Genomic DNA, 18,692 nt, shown 5'->3' with positions numbered 1-18,692 from the left:
TTTGTGTCTTTCGACAGCTCAATGAATTCTGAATTTATTTAATATCTTTCGATATTGAATTGACTGTGCTGCAATTCTTTTCTTAAGTAAAACCTAAGTAAGTTATTGCTGTTGGTCACTCAGTTTCAATTGAGACTCTAAATTTGTTTGCCTCACTTAGTAAACTAAGCTTGGCTGTTAGAACTCAATCTGTACGAGTGCCCACACAGATGATTGCTTTATATTGTTAAAGAACGTTGCGATTAAAGCGTTAAACTTTATCTCGCTAGGGCTGCGCATCTTACGCTTTCCTATTTTTTTGTCAACACTTAATTTTGTTAAACTTGAAAGTTTTTAAAACTAAGTTTTACTCGACTCACTGAGTAGCTCGTGCCTCGCTATGCGTTGCGCTCTGCCGCCTCAGTGGGGTCGCATTATAGGGAGAACGGATTTTTACGCAAGCGTTTTTTAATAAAAACTATAAATAAAAGCTCTTTCGTGCATTTTTCACTCTAAAGAGCCAAAAGCAGTACAAAAAACAAACTAAATCTATACACAAAGGTCAGTTTGCTTTAAATATAACGATGTATAAAACGCAAAAAGCACCTATAAGGTGCTTTTAAGTTAATTTATTAACTGCGCGTATTAATACAAAATACTATAAAGCTTTCTTCTGTATTTTGCTGCAAGTGCATCTCCATCTGGTAGAGAAGCGATAATTGCTAAAAAGCTTGCTTTAGCGTCATTAAAATTAAGATCCTTTTTAAGTACGCTGAACAGTGTTTCGAGTGCTTCTTCTTTTCGTCCTGCATCATTTAGCAATTGGCTTAGCCCTATTTTCAGGTCTAAGTCATTTGGGTACTTTTCTACTTGAGATTGCTTTTCTTTTATCTCTGGCGAGTCGGTAGCTTCTAGAGCCGCTTCGCATTTAGCTTTTATATTATGAAAATAAGCATCTTGCTCTTGGGCGTCAATGGTATCAATGAGTGCTTGCGCATCATCTAACTTGTGTATTTGAATACATATATCGGCTAATACAAGCTTTATACGTGCGTTTGCACTGTCTATTTCATACGCTTGCTTTGCGTAATTAAATGCAGCATTTAGGTCCGACTTTAATAATGCTTGTTTTGCTTGTTCAAGAAGTAGGTCCTGCTGCGCTGGTAAATGCTTACTCAGGGCTTCGCGAATTTGCGCGTCTGTTTGTGCACCCGCTAATAAATCTACTGGAGCTGAATCTTTTAACAACACAAGTGTAGGTAATGTTTGCAAGCCAACCTGCTGCGCTAATTGCGAGGCGAGTGCTTGTTCTGCGTCACAATCAAGATTAGCCACTACAATATGGTCTTTATATTGCGTAGCTAAGTTTTCTAATATACCGATTTGGCTAATACACTCAGGACTTTGTGGCGAGTGGAAGTTAAGCAGCACCAACTTTTGTTGTGATGTTTCACCGAGTACTTGCTGAAGGTTTTGTGCGTTGATACTAACTATGTTGCTCATTGAATTAATTGCCATATTCATTTATTTAGGTTTTTATATGGAGACGAACATAATAAATACAAGTATTAAATACTTTCAAATAATGAGGGAAAACATGAAAATCACCTATCTAGCTGCAGCATTTATGATAGCAAGCCCACTTACTTACGCTAAGTCACTAAACTTAGATTTAACTAAGAGTATGCCAGCTATTGAAAAGTTTTACCTCGACTTACATCAATCTCCAGAGCTTTCATATCACGAACAAGAAACTGGCAAAAAAATAGCATCGCAATTAACAAACCTTGGGTTTGACGTAACAGATAATGTTGGCGGCTACGGTGTGGTAGGAATTTATAAAAATGGCACCGGCCCTACAATAATGATTCGTACTGATACTGATGGCCTACCTATCACAGAGCAAACCGGTAAAGCTTATGCATCTAAAGTACAAGTGACCAACGAGCATGGGAATAAAGTAGGTGTAATGCATGGCTGTGGCCACGATATACATATGAGCTCGTTTATTGGTACTGCTGAGCAACTTATTGCCCATAAAAATAAGTGGCAAGGAACGTTAATGATGGTTGCGCAACCTGCAGAAGAAGTTGGCGGTGGAGCAAAAGCCATGTTAAGTGAAGGCTTATTTAGTAAATATGCTAAGCCTGATCATGTTATTGCGCTGCATGTTAGTGCCAGCGTGCCTGCGGGTAAGGTATCAATGAAAAATGAATACACCATGGCAAGTGTTGATTCGGTAGATATAACTATAAAAGGTAAAGGCGGACACGGCGCCTACCCGCACACTACCGTAGACCCTGTAGTTATTGCGGCGCGTACGGTATTAGCATTACAAACAATCACAAGCCGCGAGCTTTCTCCACTTGAGCCTTCCGTTGTGACTGTGGGTTCTATTCATGGTGGCTCAAAGCATAATGTGATTTCCGATGAAGTAAAACTACAGCTTACGCTTAGAAGCTACAACCCAGAGGTACGGAAGGCGCAAATAGCAGCTATAAAACGTATTACAGCGGGTATTGCTCAAAGTGCTGGCCTTACTGAGTCACACTACCCTGTTGTTCACGTTCATGAAGATGAATCTATTCCATCTACTTACAATAACCCTCAGCAAACTAACATTGTTAGGAGTGCTATTGCTGATGCAATTGGCGAAACTAATGTACTTGAGACAAAAGCGGTTATGGCTGGTGAAGATTTTGGATTGTACGGTAGAACTGATGAAAACATTCCTATTACGTTATTTTGGTTAGGTGGAGTAAACCAGCAGCAATATACAAATGCGATGAAAAGTAACCAAACACTTCCTTCATTACACTCAAGTAAATTTGCGCCAGATTATAAAGTAGCATTACCGACCGGTATAAAAGCCATGAGTAACGCTGCAGTCGCGTTATTTAATCAAAAATAAGCCGTATTTGAGAGCTCAGCGATTAAGTGGTTGCTGAGCTCTTTTTATAATTTGATTTTTTAAATGGTGCTTTTTTACCACCCTTAGCAAAGCGCTTTTTAGACGGTGTTTTAGGCAGCTTTGAAAATACATGGCTATCACAACTAGCTGCTTGCTGTACAAAACCTTCAAGCTCCACCAGCAGTGGTTGTAAAAATTGTTGGTAGCTCATTGCTTGTTGAGCAATGTTGCCTAAACTCGCCTCCCATTTAGCGGTCAAATCGGGGCTAGCTAAGCCCTCTGGTAAAACACTAATAAGTGCCAAGCCTGTTTGTGTAGCTTTAATTGATTTACCTTCGCGCTTTAAAAAACGACGCCTAAATAATAATTCAATAATGCCTGCGCGGGTTGCCTCTGTTCCTAGCCCATCGGTCTCTTTAAGTATTTTTTTAATTTGTGAATCTTTTACATAACGACTAATGCCGGTCATGGCACTTAGCAATGTTGCATCAGTAAAATGAGACGGTGGCGTAGTGTGTTTTTCTACCACTTCACCTTTAGTGCAGTTAAGTGCCATGCCTTTTGTTAAATGAGGCAAGGTTGCTTCATCTTTTAGCTCGGCTTTGCCCATTAATACCTTAAACCCTAAGCTTACATCTTGCTTTGCATTGGCTTTAAATAAACCTCCCGCAATTGTTACCTCTACTTTAGTTTCGTTATAAATGTAATCGGGGTAAAACTGAATTAGGTAATGCCTGCTAATAAGTTGATATACTTTTGCTTCATCAGCCGCCAAAGTCGCTGTTTTTAGTTGTTTAGCGGTAGGTACAATTGCGTGGTGTGCAGCCACTTTTGCATCGTTGAAACATTTGCTGTGTTTTTTAGCGTCTGCCCCATTCACAAACTCAGTATTTTGACCGCCATTAGCTGCAATTGCTTTTAAAATTGCAGGCGCATCTAAATGATGCTCTTTAGGCAAATAACGATTATCAGAACGAGGGTAAGTAATTAACTTATGACGCTCATAAAGCGTTTGGCAAATATCGAGTACTTGCTGGGCTGCCATACCATATGCCTTTGCAGCATCTATTTGCAGTGCCGATAAATTATAAGGCAGCGGCGCGCTTTGTTTTTTTTGTTTTTGTTCGAGCGCAGTGACTTCAGCTGGTTGATTGGCTATTCGCGAAGCGACGTTTTCGGCTAATGCATTATTTAAAACGCGGCCCTCTTCATCTTGGTACGGCTCGCAGGCTTTGCTTGGTAACCACTTGGCCACAAAGCTTTGCTGCTCAGGGGTTATTAAATGCGCCAACACTTCATAAAATGGTTTTGACACAAAGTTAGCTATTTCGTTATCCCGATTAACCACTAAACCTAAAATTGGGGTTTGTACGCGACCCACCGACAACACATTGCCAAAGCCTGCTTTTTGACCCGCCAGCGTATAAGCACGCGTAAGGTTCATACCAAATAGCCAATCTGCACGTGAACGCGCAAGCGCCGACACACTAAGCGGAATAAATTCACGATTTGAACGCATAGTAGTAAGCGCTTTTTTTACCGCCGCTAAATTTAAATCACTTATAAGTAAACGTTGAATGCTTTGCTTTTTGGTTTTACTTATTTTGGCTTGCTCTATGACTTCATCAACCAACAATTGGCCTTCGCGGTCGGGATCGCCCGCATGCACGAGTACTGATGCCTGCTTAATTAGCTTTTTTAGAATAGTTAATTGCTTACGCGTTTTCGTTTTTGCCTTGAGCTGCCATTGCTGTGGCACTATGGGAAGGTGTTCAAATTGCCACTTTTTAAAACGCGCATCATAATCATCAGGTTCAGCTTGCTCAAGTAAGTGCCCTATACACCACGAGACACAGTCACCATTAGCCACTTCTATATAACCATCGTGTTTTTTATGTGGTTTTGGCAATGCATCAGCAATAGCTCTGCCAAGTGATGGCTTTTCTGCGATATAGAGTTTCATGGGAGTTGCTCATTAACTGTTTATATGAACAGTAGTTTAGCACAGCTATTTAGAAGGTGGAGCGCTTTCTATTTTTGAGGGGGAATTACTTTTTTTAGCGAAAAGCATAATTAAAGGTAAATAACACACTATGACGGTGCCAATGTTGATAAAGGGCATTAACGTTTTGTAAATAATGGTGCTGTACGCTAAATCCCAAAGGTGACGGTCAACTAATCTGAATAATTGTAATATAGGTGCGCCAATAACCACTAACTGACCAATAACGCATTGCCATAAATAAACTTTATCTTTTATTCCCCAATAAGCTATTAACGCCATCCATATAATATCGGTAGCCGCCCATACTAAATAACGATAGATATAAATATCGTCAAACTCTCTCAAGCTAGAAGCTGTTATCCCCCCAAAGAAGAAAAAAGCGACGGTCAATAATGCAAATCTAAAGGCTAAGTAATCTTTAAATATAAAAAATATAAAAAGAGCCGGGCTTAGCATAAAGACCCAGCTTTTACTTAAAATACTAACGAAATACAAAAACCAATCAGGCAAAATGTTTTACCTTATTTTTCTTTTGTATCGTCGTCGGTACCATCACCATTACCTGGCATATCACAATATTTAATTATAACTTTCACAGCACATCCATTACATATGTTAAGGAAATGTACTTTAAGCTAAAATAATGAACTTGCCAAGATACTTAGGTGATTAAGTACCTTAAAAAGAAACTTAATTAGAGAAATTAGCGCCAGCTACTAGCCTAGCGCACATCAATAGGGTCTGACTCTTTAGCCTTACCTTGTAAGATTGATATTTCTACTCGGCGATTTCGGCGTCTATCTTCGTTTGAATCATTCGGAACAAGTGGACGAGTATCAGCACGCCCTACTACCATCATGCGGTTTTTATCAAACCCTTGTACCGTTTGTAATTCGCTTGCTACTGCTACAGCACGCTTTGACGATAAGTCCCAGTTATTAATATATAACTCATTAGAAACCTGAAAATCATCGGTGTGACCCGATACCGTAATTTCTCCAGGTACATCTTTTAATAACTCACCAATATCTTGAATTATGGGCTTAAACTTAGGTTGTAAAAAAGCACTGCCAGAGGGAAATGAGCCATTTTCACGGATACGAATAATGATTTGCTGCCCTAAAGATTCAAGCTCGATTGCACCATCGATAATTTGTTTTTCGAGCTGCTGCGCTATTTTTTTCACTAACTCGTTAGTTTGTTCTTGATCGGCGGCTGAAGTTGCTTGCTCTGAAGATTGCTGCTGCGATGTACTACGTGACTCGCCACCACGTTTATCGCCACGTTGCTCTTGTCTACCACCAGCAGAGCTTTCATCACCCGCTTGAAATTCTAACATTTGCTGGGTCATTTCAACGGTTTGTTGCTGAATGGTTTCTATCGGGGTAGGTTCAGGCTTACCAGGGGTAAATTCCATAGCAATAACCGAGGTCCCTTTAGGGATATCTTTTACTTCTATTTTGTTTTGCACACCAAATGCAAACTTCATCGAGCCTGCTATTTGCTTAAATTTAAGTACATCCATTTCTGAAAACGCGAGCAAAAGTACAAAAAAGCACATTAAAAGCGACATTAAGTCGGCAAATGTTCCCATCCAAGCAGGCAAACCTGGGGGTGGGCATTTGCACTCTTGATCAGACATGGTTACTCCTCGGTATCTACTTTGCGCTTAGACTCAGCAAGATAATTTTTCAAAATACCTTCAATTACTTTCGGGTTTTGGCCATCTTGAATACCTAAAATAGCATCCAGTATTAGACGCTGATTCATGGCTTCTTCGTCTTTACGAAGCTCAAGTTTTACCTGAATAGGAATAGCCACTACATTTGCTAAAAATGCACCATATAAAGTAGTTAATAATGCCACCGCCATTGCGGGGCCAATGGCTTTAGGGTCATCCATGTTAGATAACATAGCAACTAAGCCTATTAACGTTCCTATCATACCCATTGCTGGGGCTATATCGGCAAGTGACTTAAATAAACCGGCGCCCAGTTCGTGACGAGTTGTGGTTAAAGAAATGTCTTTTTGAAGCGTGGCACGAACTACATCAGCATCGTGGCCATCAACGAGCATATCTACACCTTTGCGCATAAAAGGGTTTGGTATTTCGGCTTCTTCGAGGGCTAAAAACCCCCCTTTACGGGCAGAATCAGCAAGTTCAACTGCTTTTTCAATCAGCTCTTCTGGCGATTCGATTTTAAACATAAATGCTTTACCAACAACTTTACCTATGCCCAAAAACTGCGACAAGGTAAAGTTTGATAACACAATAAATAGTGAGCCACCAAATACAATTACACTAGAAGGCGCATCGGCAAACATCCCCATTTCACCGCTACTACTCATAAACATGGACATGACAATTAAACCTATTGCGCCAAGGATCCCAATTATGGTTGCTAAATCCACATTTCCTCCAAAGTATTATACTTTGTTATTCAAACTTTTATTATTAACTGCTTATCGGCAAGATACTGAAATACTTAAGCCATTTTTGAAAAAAGTGTAAAACACTGTGTTTGGCCTAATTTTAGATCAAGATACCCTACTCGCCTAGCGGCTGATTAATTTTATTGTACACAGTGAGCACTAATACGCATCTTATACATGGTAAAAATGCGATTTAAACTGATATAACTCAAAAAACAACGATCATCCTTTGACCTAGTTTAGCATTCCCCCTAAAATTGGCTCCTAAATTTATCATGCTGGCTGAAATTAAACATGGCGACTAAAAAACCTGAAAACCTAAGTTTTGAACAAGCACTCGAAGAACTATCAACCATTGTCGGTGAAATGGAACAAGGTGATTTATCGCTTGAGCAGTCGTTAAAGCAATTTGAGCGTGGTATAGCCTTAGCTAACGCCTCAACGGGTAAGTTACAACAAGCAGAACAAAAAGTGTCTATTTTGATGGGTAATGACGAAAAAGCAGCGCTTACTTCATTTAACAACGATATGGAATAACCGTGAGCATACAAGAAAAAATAGAATGTGCTCAACAAGATGTCGTAAAGACCCTGCAACAGTACTTTGATCAACCCCTTGATACCGCACACACAGTAAAAGAAGCTACGCAGTACGGCTTATTTAACGGTGGCAAGCGTTTACGCCCCTTTTTAGTCTACGCAAGTGGTGAAATGCTCGGAGCTAATAAGCAAGATTTAGATATTCTTGCTGCTGCTATTGAGTGTATTCATAGCTACTCGTTGGTGCACGATGATTTACCAGCCATGGATGATGACGACCTTCGCCGTGGACGCCCAACTTGCCATATAGAGTTTGACGATGCGCACGCAATTTTAGCGGGCGATGCACTACAAACATTGGCCTTTGAGCTTATCTCGACTCACAATTTTACCTGCAGCGCGTCAACACAAGTAAAAATGATCAGCGCACTGGCTAAAGCATCGGGGCTTGAAGGCATGGTCGGCGGGCAAGGGCTAGATATTGCAGCCACAGATAAAGTGATTACAGTACAACAGCTTGAACGAATTCATAGATTAAAAACGGGTGCCTTAATCAACTGTGCCATTACATTGGGTGCATTATGTAGCGAAAAAGCAGACAAACAAACCTTAGAAAACTTAAGTGTTTTTGGGTATGCTATAGGGCTGGCATTTCAAGTGCACGACGACATTTTAGATGTTGAAGGTGACACATTTACTTTAGGTAAGCCACAAGGCTCTGATTTAGCTGCTAATAAAGCAACTTATCCGGCCCTATTAGGTATGCAAGGCGCCAAGCAAATGGCGCAAAATTTAATAGAGCAAGCGCATCAAGCATTAAACAAAATAGATGCTGATACCTCTACTCTAGCGGCGCTGGCAAACTACCTGATTAAACGTGACCATTGAGTGTTACATATACGTATTGCCATTTAGCACTGACATTATTACTCAACAGCGGTAACAACTAATAAGTTAGCACCGGTGTTAGCGAAGGATAAAATAAATACCATGACACTTGATAGTAGCAAGTATCCATTACTTAACTTGGTTGACGAACCAGCCCACTTACGCGATATAGCGCAAGATAAACTCCCTGCGTTTAGCAACGAGTTACGAGACTATTTACTCAACTCTGTTTCGCAAAGTAGCGGCCATTTAGCGTCTGGTTTAGGAACTGTTGAGCTTACCGTTGCTCTACATTATGTGTATAACACACCAGAAGATCGCCTTGTATGGGATGTAGGCCATCAAGCGTACCCGCATAAAATTTTAACGGGACGACGCGATTTAATGCATACAATTCGCCAAAAAGACGGATTACATCCATTCCCTTTTCGTGAAGAAAGCCAATACGATACCTTTAGCGTAGGCCATTCAAGTACCTCTATTTCGGCAGCACTTGGTATGTCTATTGCGGCTCAAAAAGAAGGTAAAGGCCGCAAAACTGTTGCTGTTATAGGCGATGGCGCCATTACAGCAGGTATGGCATTTGAAGCAATGAACCACTTAGGCGATGTAAAATCTGACATGTTAATCATTTTAAATGATAACGAAATGTCGATTTCTGAAAACGTCGGTGCGTTAACTAATCACTTTGCGCGTATTTTATCTGGCAGCTTTTACACAAACATTCGCGAAGGCAGTAAAAAGTTACTCTCTGGCGTACCTCCTGTTAAAGAGCTTGCCAGTAAAGTAGAAGAGCACCTAAAAGGAATGGTTATTCCAGGTACCTTTTTTGAAGAACTAGGTCTTAATTACATTGGCCCAATTGATGGCCACGATGTAAATATGCTCGTAGATACACTGCGTAATATGCGTAATTTAAAAGGGCCTCAGCTTTTACATATAAAAACCCAAAAAGGAAAAGGCTATAAACCCGCAGAAGCTGATCCTATTGGCTATCACGGTGTGCCAAAGTTTGACCCTAATACATCAAGCTTACCTAAATCTAAACCTGGTGCCGCCACTTTCTCTAAGGTGTTTGGTGATTGGTTGTGTGATATGGCCGAGCAAGATAAAAAATTAATGGCTATTACCCCGGCAATGCGTGAAGGCTCAGGTATGGTGCGTTTTTCAAAAGAGCACCCAGAGCAGTATTTCGATGTAGCCATAGCAGAGCAGCACGCTGTCACATTGGCCGCCGGTTTTGCCTGTGAAGGGTTAAAACCCGTTGTAGCTATTTACTCGAGCTTTTTACAACGTGCGTATGATCAACTTATCCATGATGTTGCACTGCAAAACTTACCTGTGCTTTTTGCTATAGACCGCGCTGGTATTGTAGGCGCCGACGGCGAAACACACCAAGGTGCATACGACTTAAGCTTTATGCGCTGTATTCCAAACATGGTTATTATGGCCCCAAGTGATACTAACGAGTGCCGCCATATGCTTTATACCGGTTATAAGGCTAATTGCCCTGTAGCAGTTCGCTACCCTCGTGGTAGTGCCGGTACTGCCGATATTCAAAGCGAAATGACGCTACTAGAAATAGGCAAAGCCAATACCATTAAGCAAGGCGCTAAAATTGCTATTTTATCCTTTGGTACTTTGCTTGAAAACGCGCAACTTGCTGCAAATGAGCTAGGTGCAACGCTAGTTAATATGCGCTTTATTAAGCCACTTGATACAAGTTTATTAGGTGAGCTTAGCCAAACTCATGATGTAATAGTAACGCTTGAAGACAACGCTATTTGTGGTGGCGCAGGCTCAGCGGTTAATGAATATTTAGCAGCGCAAAAAGCCAACCTAAAAGTGCTTAACTTAGGTATTCCTGATGAATTTATTAAGCACGGCACACAAGCGCAAATGCAAGATGAAATGGGTTTAGGCGAACAAGGCATTTTAAATTCAATAAAATCGTTTATCGCTTAATTATTTTTGCTAGCTAGTTTTTAAAGGGAGCCTGATGGCTCCTTTTTTGTTTTTTATTTTTAAATATTTGCATCCAATGTGTATTTCTACGCGTTATCTCTATGAGGTTAACACAGTAAATAGTACGTACTGAGGAGTATAAACAGGCACGTTATTTACTTTCATTTGATGGAATATTAAAAGGTAAAAATGATGAAAAAAGCTAATTTAACTCACCTTCATACACAAAACAGTTCACTTAAACGCCCCCTTTGTTTTTCAGCATTAGCGCTTGGGATAGTACTTGGTATTTCAGGGTGTAGCGGTGATGATGGAGAAAACGGTTTAGCCGGTACGCCGGGAGCAGATGGTCAAGATGGAAACGATGGCACAAACGGTAACCCCGGCTTTAGTGCAGCCACGTTTATTTTAGCTAATAACGGCGAACAAAACGCAGGCACTGTTGATTTAATAAACCAGGACGCTGCCAAATTAAAAACCTTTAATACCACTGCAAATGAAGGCGTAGCCTTTGATAGCCTCGGTAATTTAATACAAGCAAGCGACAGCGAAAATGGTAGCGTTAAAACTATATGCCAACTTGCTAATCGCGATGATGGTGCAAGCTTTAGCACTAATCAAGACCGTGAAATTACAGGCCCTGCAACTACCCTGGTTAACCCTAAAGGCATAGCGATTGCAAAAAATAGCGGGCTGATATTTATAGCTGATTTTGGTGCCATGCAAATTACCACATTTGGCAGTGCTGCAGCGGGAGATGCCGCGCCGCTTGCTACCACTGTTACCGAAGCCGCCCCGTGGGATGTTGATTATGACCACGTAAACGACCGACTTTATGTAGCACTTACCAACGGTGATGTCGCGGTTTATGATAATTTTGTAAGCGGTGAATTTACCGCTATGCCAAGTCGTACTATTACACCAAGCGATGCCGATGGTGTGCAAATATCGGTAAATATTCACGGCATTGTTTATGATGAAACCACCAATAAACTTATCTTATCGGATGTTGGTAGCGCATCAGATGCTACCGATGGCGCGCTTTTTGTTATTAATAATGCCTCTACTGCGCAAGGTAATACATCTGTTGCACGCAGTATTTCAGGCCCTGCGACTATGCTAGGCAACCCTGTAGATATTACCCTTGAGGGTAGCGATTTACGTGTGGCCGAAAAATCAAACGATGCAATTTTAGTGTTTAGTAATATATTTGCCGGTGAAAGTGGCGATATAGCGCCCGATTTAAGTACTGCGTCTACTAAGCCAGAGTCAATTACTAACACGCTAACTCAAAGCTCAATGGCTGATATATCAGATAGTACTGAGCCTAATATGGCGCTATTAGGCGTAGCCGTATCCAGTAATCCAAGCACTGCGGGTGATACAACAGGCCAAATTAGCCGTTTAAATACAGCATTAAGTAGCGAACTTGCAAGCTATAATGCAAGCCAAACGATAGAAAGCGTTAGCTTTGATAAAGCAGGTAATAGCTACGCAACATTCGATAATGCCAGTACAGGAATGGGCGGAATCGTCATCTCTACTAAAGTGGCTTATAACCGTGATGGCGAAACATTTAACGCCAGCCAAGATAGACTGATTTCAGGAAGCAATACAGGCCTTATTTCACCTAAAGGATTAGATATTGCCTCCGATAGTGGAATGATTTTTGTGGCTGAAAATAATGAAACCACGCCGAGCATTGCTATATTTTCAAGCTGTGCCACCGGCGATGTATCACCTCTTATGACCTTAACTTTTGCCAATAATGCACGCCCGTGGGATGTTGATTACGACAGTAACACTGACCGCGCTTTTGTTGCGCTAACTAATGGCACTGTAGCGGTATTTGATCAAGTTAAAAATAAGCTACTAAGTGGCGAGACCACAATAAGTACAGAAGATAGATTAATTACACCTGCCAATAATTCACAAGCACTAGCTGGGCCTACCAATATTCATGGAATAGATTACGACTCATTAAGTGGTGCGTTAATACTTTCTGATGTAGGCAGCGCAGCCGTTGCTGACGATGGCAAAATTTATGTATTAAATAATACCGCAAATGCCTCGGGGCTAGTTAATATAAGCGCGACGATTAGCGGGCCCAATACATTATTAGGAAACCCTGTTGATATTATGTATAGCGGAACCGATTTATACGTTGCCGAAAAGTCTAACAACGTAGTTATGCGCTTTAATAATATTTTAAGTACCGCAGGGGGAGATATAAGTGCCGATGCAAGTATGGCATTTAGTGCTCCTGAGTCAGTGGCTATTTTACCAGCGTGGCTAAACCAGTAATTAAATAGCGTTACCCTCACCATGCCTAGTCTACTTTTGTAGGTTGGGCATTATCGCATCCACACTTTAATATCTGCTAAGCCATTACTTTGTAAAATACCCAGCTGCTGATCTACATTCGAATTTTGCTCAAACTCAAACGCATCCAACTGTTTATCAAACGTAATATTTGCCACACCGTCACCACCGCGTTTTTTAACCTGATGAAGCGCTATATCGGCTAAGTTTATCGACGTCTCCCAGCTTATTACTTGCCCACCTAAAAGTGGCAGTGGGTAAAAAGACCACCCCAATGAAGCCGTAATATTAGTTGTTTTACCGTTTGGTAATTGAAACGAATTTAATGCGATTGCTTGGCATAAATCAGAGGCATAGCTGTCAATCATGTTGCACTTAAAATCGCGCAGCAATAATAAAAACTCATCCCCACTCCAGCGTGCTACATAGTCAGAGCCTTGGGTACGCGAATTAAGTAACGCTGCCATTTGTTGTAAGCAGCTATCTCCTGCTATTGGGCCATACGCATCGTTTATACGGCTAAAGTTATCAAAGTTGATAATAAGCAGTACAAGTGACTTACCTTGCGCTTGTAAAGACTGCGCATTACGTTGGAAGTGCTCAATATCTTTAGGGAGCTGATCAAACAAAAAGCGGCGGCTACGTAGCCCTGTAAGCTCATCTGAGTGACTAACTAGTTTAAGCTGTGAGTTTACTTGGCCTAATTTATCGTTAGCTTGGCGCAGCTCTAATGTACGCTCTGTAACCAGGGCTTCGAGTACTTCTTGCTTACGGCGCTCTTGCGCTCTAAATACCCAAAAAATAAAGTAAAACAGTAAAATAAACCCACTAACGATTAGCAGTCTAAAGTAAATAGTTTCGTCAAAGCGCTGCGGTACTACAAATGCATACTCGACAGTTTGCGCTCTGTCCCAATCTTCGCCTTGGCGTTTTGCCTCAAGCTCAAATAAAAATGACCCCGCCGGTAAATTTGTATAAATGGCTTCTCGGCGTGCATTAGCGTAGCGCCAATCACTATCTAACCCACTTAACTTATATCTAAACTCAATACTATTTGGCGCATAATAATCGATGGCGGTGTACTTTAACGTTATGTCGCGCTCATCAGTATCTAGTAAAGGCTTTTCGCCCAATGCTGCGGTAGTTAACGCGCGCAGTGGTGTGGTCAGTGTTTCTACTTTAGGCTTTAATACATTTAGGCCAAATAGCTCGGTATTTTTAGGTATTTCTACAATGCCTTGTAAGCTTGGGTACCAAATTGAATAATCGGTCATGGCAACGGCATCGTGTCCTAAACCGTTACAACACTGGCTTGCTTTACCATCGAGCTGCCTATCAAAAGAAGAAATAACCTCTTCCACTTTTAAGCTCGACACCTCTGATTTAAATTGCGCTACTGGCATACGGTAAACACCTTTCATGGTACTTACCCATACACGCTTATAGGTTTCGTCATACTCTAGGCTAAAAATAGAGCCATAGGGTAAGCCGTTGGCTGCATCTAACTGTCGCCAATGCCCTTGCAAACTTCTGTAAAATAAGCCGTCATTAAGCGAGCCAATTAAAATACCTACACCATCTATGTGTAATACGCTGGTGATGTATGCACTTTCGAGCGAGGTTTGGTCACCTATTTTTTCAATGCCGCGGTCAGTAAAGTAATACGCCCCTTTACTGGTCCCTATTACACCAAAGTTTGCTTTATCGAGCACATACGTTATAAATTTACTGCCTAAAAAGGCATTGTATGCAAAGGGTGTTAACCCGCCATAACTTAGCCTATACAAGCCACGCCCTGTACCTATCCAAAAACCACCTTTGCTTGATGGGCTAATAGCAAATACCGGATTGTCGCGCAGCGCTCTGCCAGGAAAACTGTATAGTTTATCTTGCTCGTAAAAAAACAGCCCTCGTCCGGTCGCTATATATAAACGCGAGCCATCAAACTGTAAGTCATGTACTGTTGCACGGCCAAATTGTGCACTGGGTATTTTATTGACAAAGTTTTTATTTAAATCGAAATACCCAATACCACTTTTATTTGCCACCCATAAATTACCATCGGGCGCTTGGCTGATTGCCATAACGGCCTCAGTCATTTGCGATAAAGCAGAGTGGCGTTCTATACGCCCTTCGTGTGCAAGCCATAAGCCTTCGCTAAAACTTGCAAGCCAAATATTATTTTGGCTATCGCGGTAAATATCGGCAAACCAAATACTTTGATCTAGCTGACTTGGCTCAACCCATTGCCACTCACCCGACTTAGCTCTGAAAAGCAGTCGTCCATACGTAGAAACCCATAAGCCACCATTGGTGTCGCTCATAAATTTATACACAGCTGAGTTATTCGCATTCGGAAGCGGGAAAGGTCTTAGTTCATCGTCTAAATCTAAAAAGTAGGCACCCAGTTCAGAGGCTAAATATAAATTACCATTTAAAAAAGACAGATCATGAACAATGGTTTGTGCTAACCGCTCAGGCAATGACACCTTAGCTGTTAACTCCAACCTGAGTTTTGAAAAATCAGAGGCGCTTTTAGTTAAGCGTAGTAAATGACGGTCGTTGACAAGCCAAATCCCCTCTGGAGAAAGCGCCATTTGACTCACCGACCCCACTATTTGGGTGATCACGGTGGCATTTACAATAGGAACGAGTTCGTTCGCTTTATCACGTAAATCAACTTGGTTGCGGTCTACATAATAAAGCCCATTAGCTGCAATCCAAATGCTGCCCTTGGCATCTTCTAATATGTCTCTAACTGGGCCTTTAATATTAAATTCTTGTGCGGCAAGCGTTTGCGGGTTTATGACCACCAAGCCACTTTTAGTGCCCACCCACAGATAGCCATTACTATCTATGAGCAGTTTATTAATACCATTGCTTGGCAAAAAAGGACTATTTTGTGTGTTGTAATTAGTAAAAGTTGTGCCGTCAAAACGACTAAGACCAAATTGCGTTCCGACCCACATATAGCCTTGCTGATCTTGCACAACACTTTTTAGCGATTGCGAGGGCAAGCCATCTTTGATATTCCATTGCTTAACAACGTAATCAGTAATAGAAGCCCAACTTGGCATGGCACACAACATAAGTACACATACCAGTAAAAATCGCATCATTTCGCTGCCACCTAGTTAAACAAATAAAACACAAAAATTAAAAGGGTAGTAAACCTGCTTTTATTAACGCTTGCAAACAAATAAGCGAAAAAATACCGGCAAGTACATCATCAGCCATTATACCCACGCCGCCGTCCATTCGCTTATCGAGCGTTTTGATCGGGCCAGGTTTGGCAATATCAAAAAATCTAAATAATAAAAAGCCTACAAGTAAGGTTTGCCAACTAAGCGCTGCACCAATCATCGTAATGTAATAACCCGCAACTTCATCCCACACTATGGCTGGGTGGTCGTGCACACCTAAATCATCGGCGGTTTTGCCACACGCCCAAATACCAAAAATACTAATAACCACGGCAAACACGATTTGTAGCCATAGCGGAAAATACATGGTCATAAAAATAAATGGTAAAGCAGCAAATGTACCAAAGGTGCCTGGCGCAACAGGCGCAAGGCCAGTGCCAAACCCTAGGCCAAATAACTGGTGCGGGCGCTTTAAATTAAACTGTTTTTTGCTAGTCAAACCTGCTCCTTGGCAAAGTGCTCAAAGCCCTGTTGCTCAAAATTAAATTTTTCACCGTGGTGTAAAAGCTCAATGTGCCCTTCGCCACTTTTTATTTGCCCTATGCACGTTGCTTCTACGCCGTATTGACGTAATTTAAGCTCCAACATGCTTTTATTATCTTCAGAGACAGTAAAAAGTAATTCGTAGTCATCGCCATAGCCTAAAATATACGGCAATTGCGCCTCAAAGTTCAGGCTTGAACGCATAGCGTCAGAGGTTGGGATGTTTTCAATATTTATACTGGCGCTGACTTGTGACATATCAAGTATGTGGCTTAAATCCGCCATAAGGCCATCAGACACATCAATAGCTGATGAAGCAAGGCCACGTAATACTTGCCCTGCAGCCACCCGTGGAGTGGGGTAATCAAAGCGGCTATTTATGTACTTTAAGTGCTCAGGCTCAATACTTAGGCCACGCTTTCGAGATTCAATAGCCAAGCCTGCATCACCTAGCGTGCCGGTTACACATACCCAGTCGCCCACTTTAGCACCTGCACGGCGTAAAGCTTTGCCCTCTGGCACAGTGCCTTTAGCGCATATAGTAACTGTTAAAGGGCCCTGCGTAGTGTCGCCACCAATTATTTGTACATTAAAGTACTCAGCAATTTCGTGCATTCCCTCAGTAAATTCTTCAATCCACTGCTGGTTAATATTTGGTAGGGTTAATGCCACCGAAACCCAAGTAGGCTCAGCCCCCATGGCTGCTAAATCACTTAGATTTACGGCCAGTGCTCGGTGTCCTAATGCTCGGGGAGAAATGTCATCAAAAAAATGAACACCCGATACAAGCGTATCAGTTGTTACTGCAAGTTGGCAGTTTTGCGGAACGGTAACTAATGCACAGTCGTCCCCTATTCCTAGGCTTACATCACGACGAGTTATACCACGACCTTTAAAGTAGCGGTTTATTAATTCAAATTCCTTCATACACAAAAAAGCCGACCTATGCCGGCTCTCCTTTTTAACGTGTACTAACTGTTAAAGCTAAGCTCTTTAGCAGAGCGCTTTAGCAAGGTTAGTATTACTTGCGTAAATGCTTAACAGCTTTATCAAGTACACCGTTTACAAATTTATGGCTGTCTTCAGCGCCAAATATTTTAGCAAGCTCAATGCCTTCATTGATTGCTACTTTGTATGGCACATCTTCACGGAATTTAAGCTCATACGCGCTTAAACGTAAAATTGCACGCTCTACCATATCTAAATCATCAAATGGACGTGTTAAATGCGGAGATACAGCTTCATCTAGTTGCTTATAATTAACGGCAACGCCACGCGCTAAATCTTTAAAGTATTCAACATCAATTTTAGTCACGTCGTTTTCGATCAACATTTGTTGTTCGATATCGGCAATTAAATTGCCACTTAATTGCCAAGAATAAACGGCTTGAAGTGCTAAGATACGTGCTTTACGTCTTGCTGCTGGTTTCACAAAAATTCCTTAAACTTAAATTTTATCTAACACATTAACCATTTCAAGCGCGCCTAATGCCGCTTCGCCGCCTTTGTTACCCATTTTGGTACCAGCGCGTTCAATTGCTTGTTCAATGCTTTCTGTGGTTAATACGCCAAATGCAACCGGGATATCATACTCAAGCGATACATTTGCAAGGCCTTTGTTAGATTCGCCAGCAACGAGGTCAAAGTGTGGTGTACCACCTCTGATCACTACGCCTAATGCGATGATTGCATCATACTCTTTTTTTGCCGCAATGCGTTTTGCCGCTAAAGGTAACTCTACTGCACCGGGTACATACACAACGGTAATGTCATCATCGGCTACGCCACCAGTACGCTTTAGCTCATCAACAGCACCTTCTAGTAGGCTGCTACCAATAAAATCGTTAAAACGAGAAATAACAATAGCGAATTTTTTGCCTGGAGCGTACTTATTACCTTCAATAATTTTCATTTGATAACCCTAAAAATATGTTCAAGCGGTTGCGATTGCGCAAAAATTGCTG

General features: G+C 41.4%; 15 protein-coding genes. 5 read left to right on the top strand and 10 right to left on the bottom strand.

The annotated features are described in order from the left end of the window. Positions 1–624: 624 nt before the first annotated feature. The gene (locus PSH54_RS05335; protein WP_273605641.1) at positions 625–1,482 is read right to left on the bottom strand and encodes a tetratricopeptide repeat protein; all 858 of its coding nucleotides are present in this window, start codon (positions 1,480–1,482) and stop codon (positions 625–627) included. Between the two features lie 94 nt (positions 1,483–1,576). On the opposite strand from PSH54_RS05335, the gene PSH54_RS05330 reads away from it, so the two are divergent. Further along, positions 1,577–2,890: a M20 metallopeptidase family protein gene (locus tag PSH54_RS05330; RefSeq protein ID WP_273605640.1), complete on the top strand. Its 1,314-nt coding sequence runs from the start codon at positions 1,577–1,579 to the stop codon at positions 2,888–2,890. A gap of 22 nt (positions 2,891–2,912) precedes the next feature. On the opposite strand, the gene PSH54_RS05325 is transcribed toward PSH54_RS05330, so the two are convergent. From PSH54_RS05325 to pomA, 4 genes are all read right to left on the bottom strand, one after another. Next, positions 2,913–4,853 carry a DNA topoisomerase III gene (locus tag PSH54_RS05325; RefSeq protein ID WP_273605639.1) on the bottom strand — a complete coding sequence of 647 codons (1,941 nt, stop codon included), beginning with the start codon at positions 4,851–4,853 and terminating at the stop codon, positions 2,913–2,915. A gap of 45 nt (positions 4,854–4,898) precedes the next feature. Next, complete coding sequence (locus tag PSH54_RS05320) at positions 4,899–5,405, bottom strand: hypothetical protein (RefSeq protein WP_031289574.1); 507 nt, start codon at positions 5,403–5,405, stop codon at positions 4,899–4,901. Positions 5,406–5,616: 211 nt separating this feature from the next. After that, the gene (locus PSH54_RS05315; protein ID WP_004586875.1) at positions 5,617–6,537 is read right to left on the bottom strand and encodes a flagellar motor protein MotB; all 921 of its coding nucleotides are present in this window, start codon (positions 6,535–6,537) and stop codon (positions 5,617–5,619) included. Between the two features lie 2 nt (positions 6,538–6,539). Continuing rightward, on the bottom strand, positions 6,540–7,307 hold the full coding sequence (pomA, locus tag PSH54_RS05310; RefSeq protein WP_004586874.1) for a flagellar motor protein PomA: 768 nt from the start codon (positions 7,305–7,307) through the stop codon (positions 6,540–6,542). A gap of 315 nt (positions 7,308–7,622) precedes the next feature. Between pomA and PSH54_RS05305 the strand changes: the two genes are divergently transcribed. From PSH54_RS05305 to PSH54_RS05290, 4 genes are all read left to right on the top strand, one after another. Then, the gene (locus PSH54_RS05305; RefSeq protein ID WP_004586873.1) at positions 7,623–7,865 is read left to right on the top strand and encodes an exodeoxyribonuclease VII small subunit; all 243 of its coding nucleotides are present in this window, start codon (positions 7,623–7,625) and stop codon (positions 7,863–7,865) included. A gap of 2 nt (positions 7,866–7,867) precedes the next feature. Continuing rightward, positions 7,868–8,755 carry a (2E,6E)-farnesyl diphosphate synthase gene (gene ispA, locus PSH54_RS05300; protein ID WP_273605638.1) on the top strand — a complete coding sequence of 296 codons (888 nt, stop codon included), beginning with the start codon at positions 7,868–7,870 and terminating at the stop codon, positions 8,753–8,755. Positions 8,756–8,857: 102 nt separating this feature from the next. Continuing rightward, positions 8,858–10,720, top strand: coding sequence for a 1-deoxy-D-xylulose-5-phosphate synthase (gene dxs, locus PSH54_RS05295; protein WP_273605637.1), 1,863 nt, complete (start codon positions 8,858–8,860; stop codon positions 10,718–10,720). A 192-nt stretch (positions 10,721–10,912) separates the two neighbouring features. Continuing rightward, complete coding sequence (locus PSH54_RS05290; protein ID WP_273605648.1) at positions 10,913–13,024, top strand: hypothetical protein; 2,112 nt, start codon at positions 10,913–10,915, stop codon at positions 13,022–13,024. A gap of 50 nt (positions 13,025–13,074) precedes the next feature. Here PSH54_RS05290 and PSH54_RS05285 read toward each other — a convergent pair whose 3' ends face one another. The 5 genes from PSH54_RS05285 to ribH all read right to left on the bottom strand — a co-directional run bounded on the left by PSH54_RS05285 (position 13,075) and on the right by ribH (position 18,640). After that, positions 13,075–16,161 carry a ligand-binding sensor domain-containing diguanylate cyclase gene (locus PSH54_RS05285; RefSeq protein WP_029773767.1) on the bottom strand — a complete coding sequence of 1,029 codons (3,087 nt, stop codon included), beginning with the start codon at positions 16,159–16,161 and terminating at the stop codon, positions 13,075–13,077. Positions 16,162–16,198: 37 nt separating this feature from the next. Next, a complete protein-coding gene (locus PSH54_RS05280) occupies positions 16,199–16,684 on the bottom strand; it encodes a phosphatidylglycerophosphatase A family protein (protein ID WP_024031690.1) in 486 nt (161 codons plus the stop codon). Continuing rightward, on the bottom strand, positions 16,681–17,655 hold the full coding sequence (thiL, locus tag PSH54_RS05275) for a thiamine-phosphate kinase (RefSeq protein ID WP_024031689.1): 975 nt from the start codon (positions 17,653–17,655) through the stop codon (positions 16,681–16,683). Before thiL ends, PSH54_RS05280 begins: the two co-directional genes overlap by 4 nt. 94 nt (positions 17,656–17,749) lie before the next feature. Next, the gene (gene nusB, locus PSH54_RS05270; protein WP_004586866.1) at positions 17,750–18,160 is read right to left on the bottom strand and encodes a transcription antitermination factor NusB; all 411 of its coding nucleotides are present in this window, start codon (positions 18,158–18,160) and stop codon (positions 17,750–17,752) included. Between the two features lie 15 nt (positions 18,161–18,175). Continuing rightward, on the bottom strand, positions 18,176–18,640 hold the full coding sequence (gene ribH, locus PSH54_RS05265; RefSeq protein WP_004586865.1) for a 6,7-dimethyl-8-ribityllumazine synthase: 465 nt from the start codon (positions 18,638–18,640) through the stop codon (positions 18,176–18,178). Positions 18,641–18,692 lie beyond the last annotated feature (52 nt).

Origin of the sequence: Pseudoalteromonas sp. Angola-30 (genome assembly GCF_028599215.1) — a bacterium.
GTDB lineage: Bacteria > Pseudomonadota > Gammaproteobacteria > Enterobacterales > Alteromonadaceae > Pseudoalteromonas > Pseudoalteromonas atlantica.
Note: the sequence above shows the minus strand (reverse complement) of the source record. Positions and strands in the feature narration are given on the sequence as shown.

Bases quoted from the DNA above. Each gene is read 5' to 3' on its own strand.
- PSH54_RS05325 (WP_273605639.1), bottom strand. From the start codon at position 4,853: ATGAAACTCTATATCGCAGAAAAGCCATCACTTGGCAGAGCTATTGCT.
- dxs (WP_273605637.1), top strand. From the start codon at position 8,858: ATGACACTTGATAGTAGCAAGTATCCATTACTTAACTTGGTTGACGAA.
- thiL (WP_024031689.1), bottom strand. From the start codon at position 17,655: ATGAAGGAATTTGAATTAATAAACCGCTACTTTAAAGGTCGTGGTATA.
- PSH54_RS05330 (WP_273605640.1), top strand. From the start codon at position 1,577: ATGAAAATCACCTATCTAGCTGCAGCATTTATGATAGCAAGCCCACTT.
- PSH54_RS05290 (WP_273605648.1), top strand. From the start codon at position 10,913: ATGAAAAAAGCTAATTTAACTCACCTTCATACACAAAACAGTTCACTT.
- PSH54_RS05335 (WP_273605641.1), bottom strand. From the start codon at position 1,482: ATGAGCAACATAGTTAGTATCAACGCACAAAACCTTCAGCAAGTACTC.
- ribH (WP_004586865.1), bottom strand. From the start codon at position 18,640: ATGAAAATTATTGAAGGTAATAAGTACGCTCCAGGCAAAAAATTCGCT.
- PSH54_RS05285 (WP_029773767.1), bottom strand. From the start codon at position 16,161: ATGATGCGATTTTTACTGGTATGTGTACTTATGTTGTGTGCCATGCCA.
- PSH54_RS05305 (WP_004586873.1), top strand. From the start codon at position 7,623: ATGGCGACTAAAAAACCTGAAAACCTAAGTTTTGAACAAGCACTCGAA.
- PSH54_RS05315 (WP_004586875.1), bottom strand. From the start codon at position 6,537: ATGTCTGATCAAGAGTGCAAATGCCCACCCCCAGGTTTGCCTGCTTGG.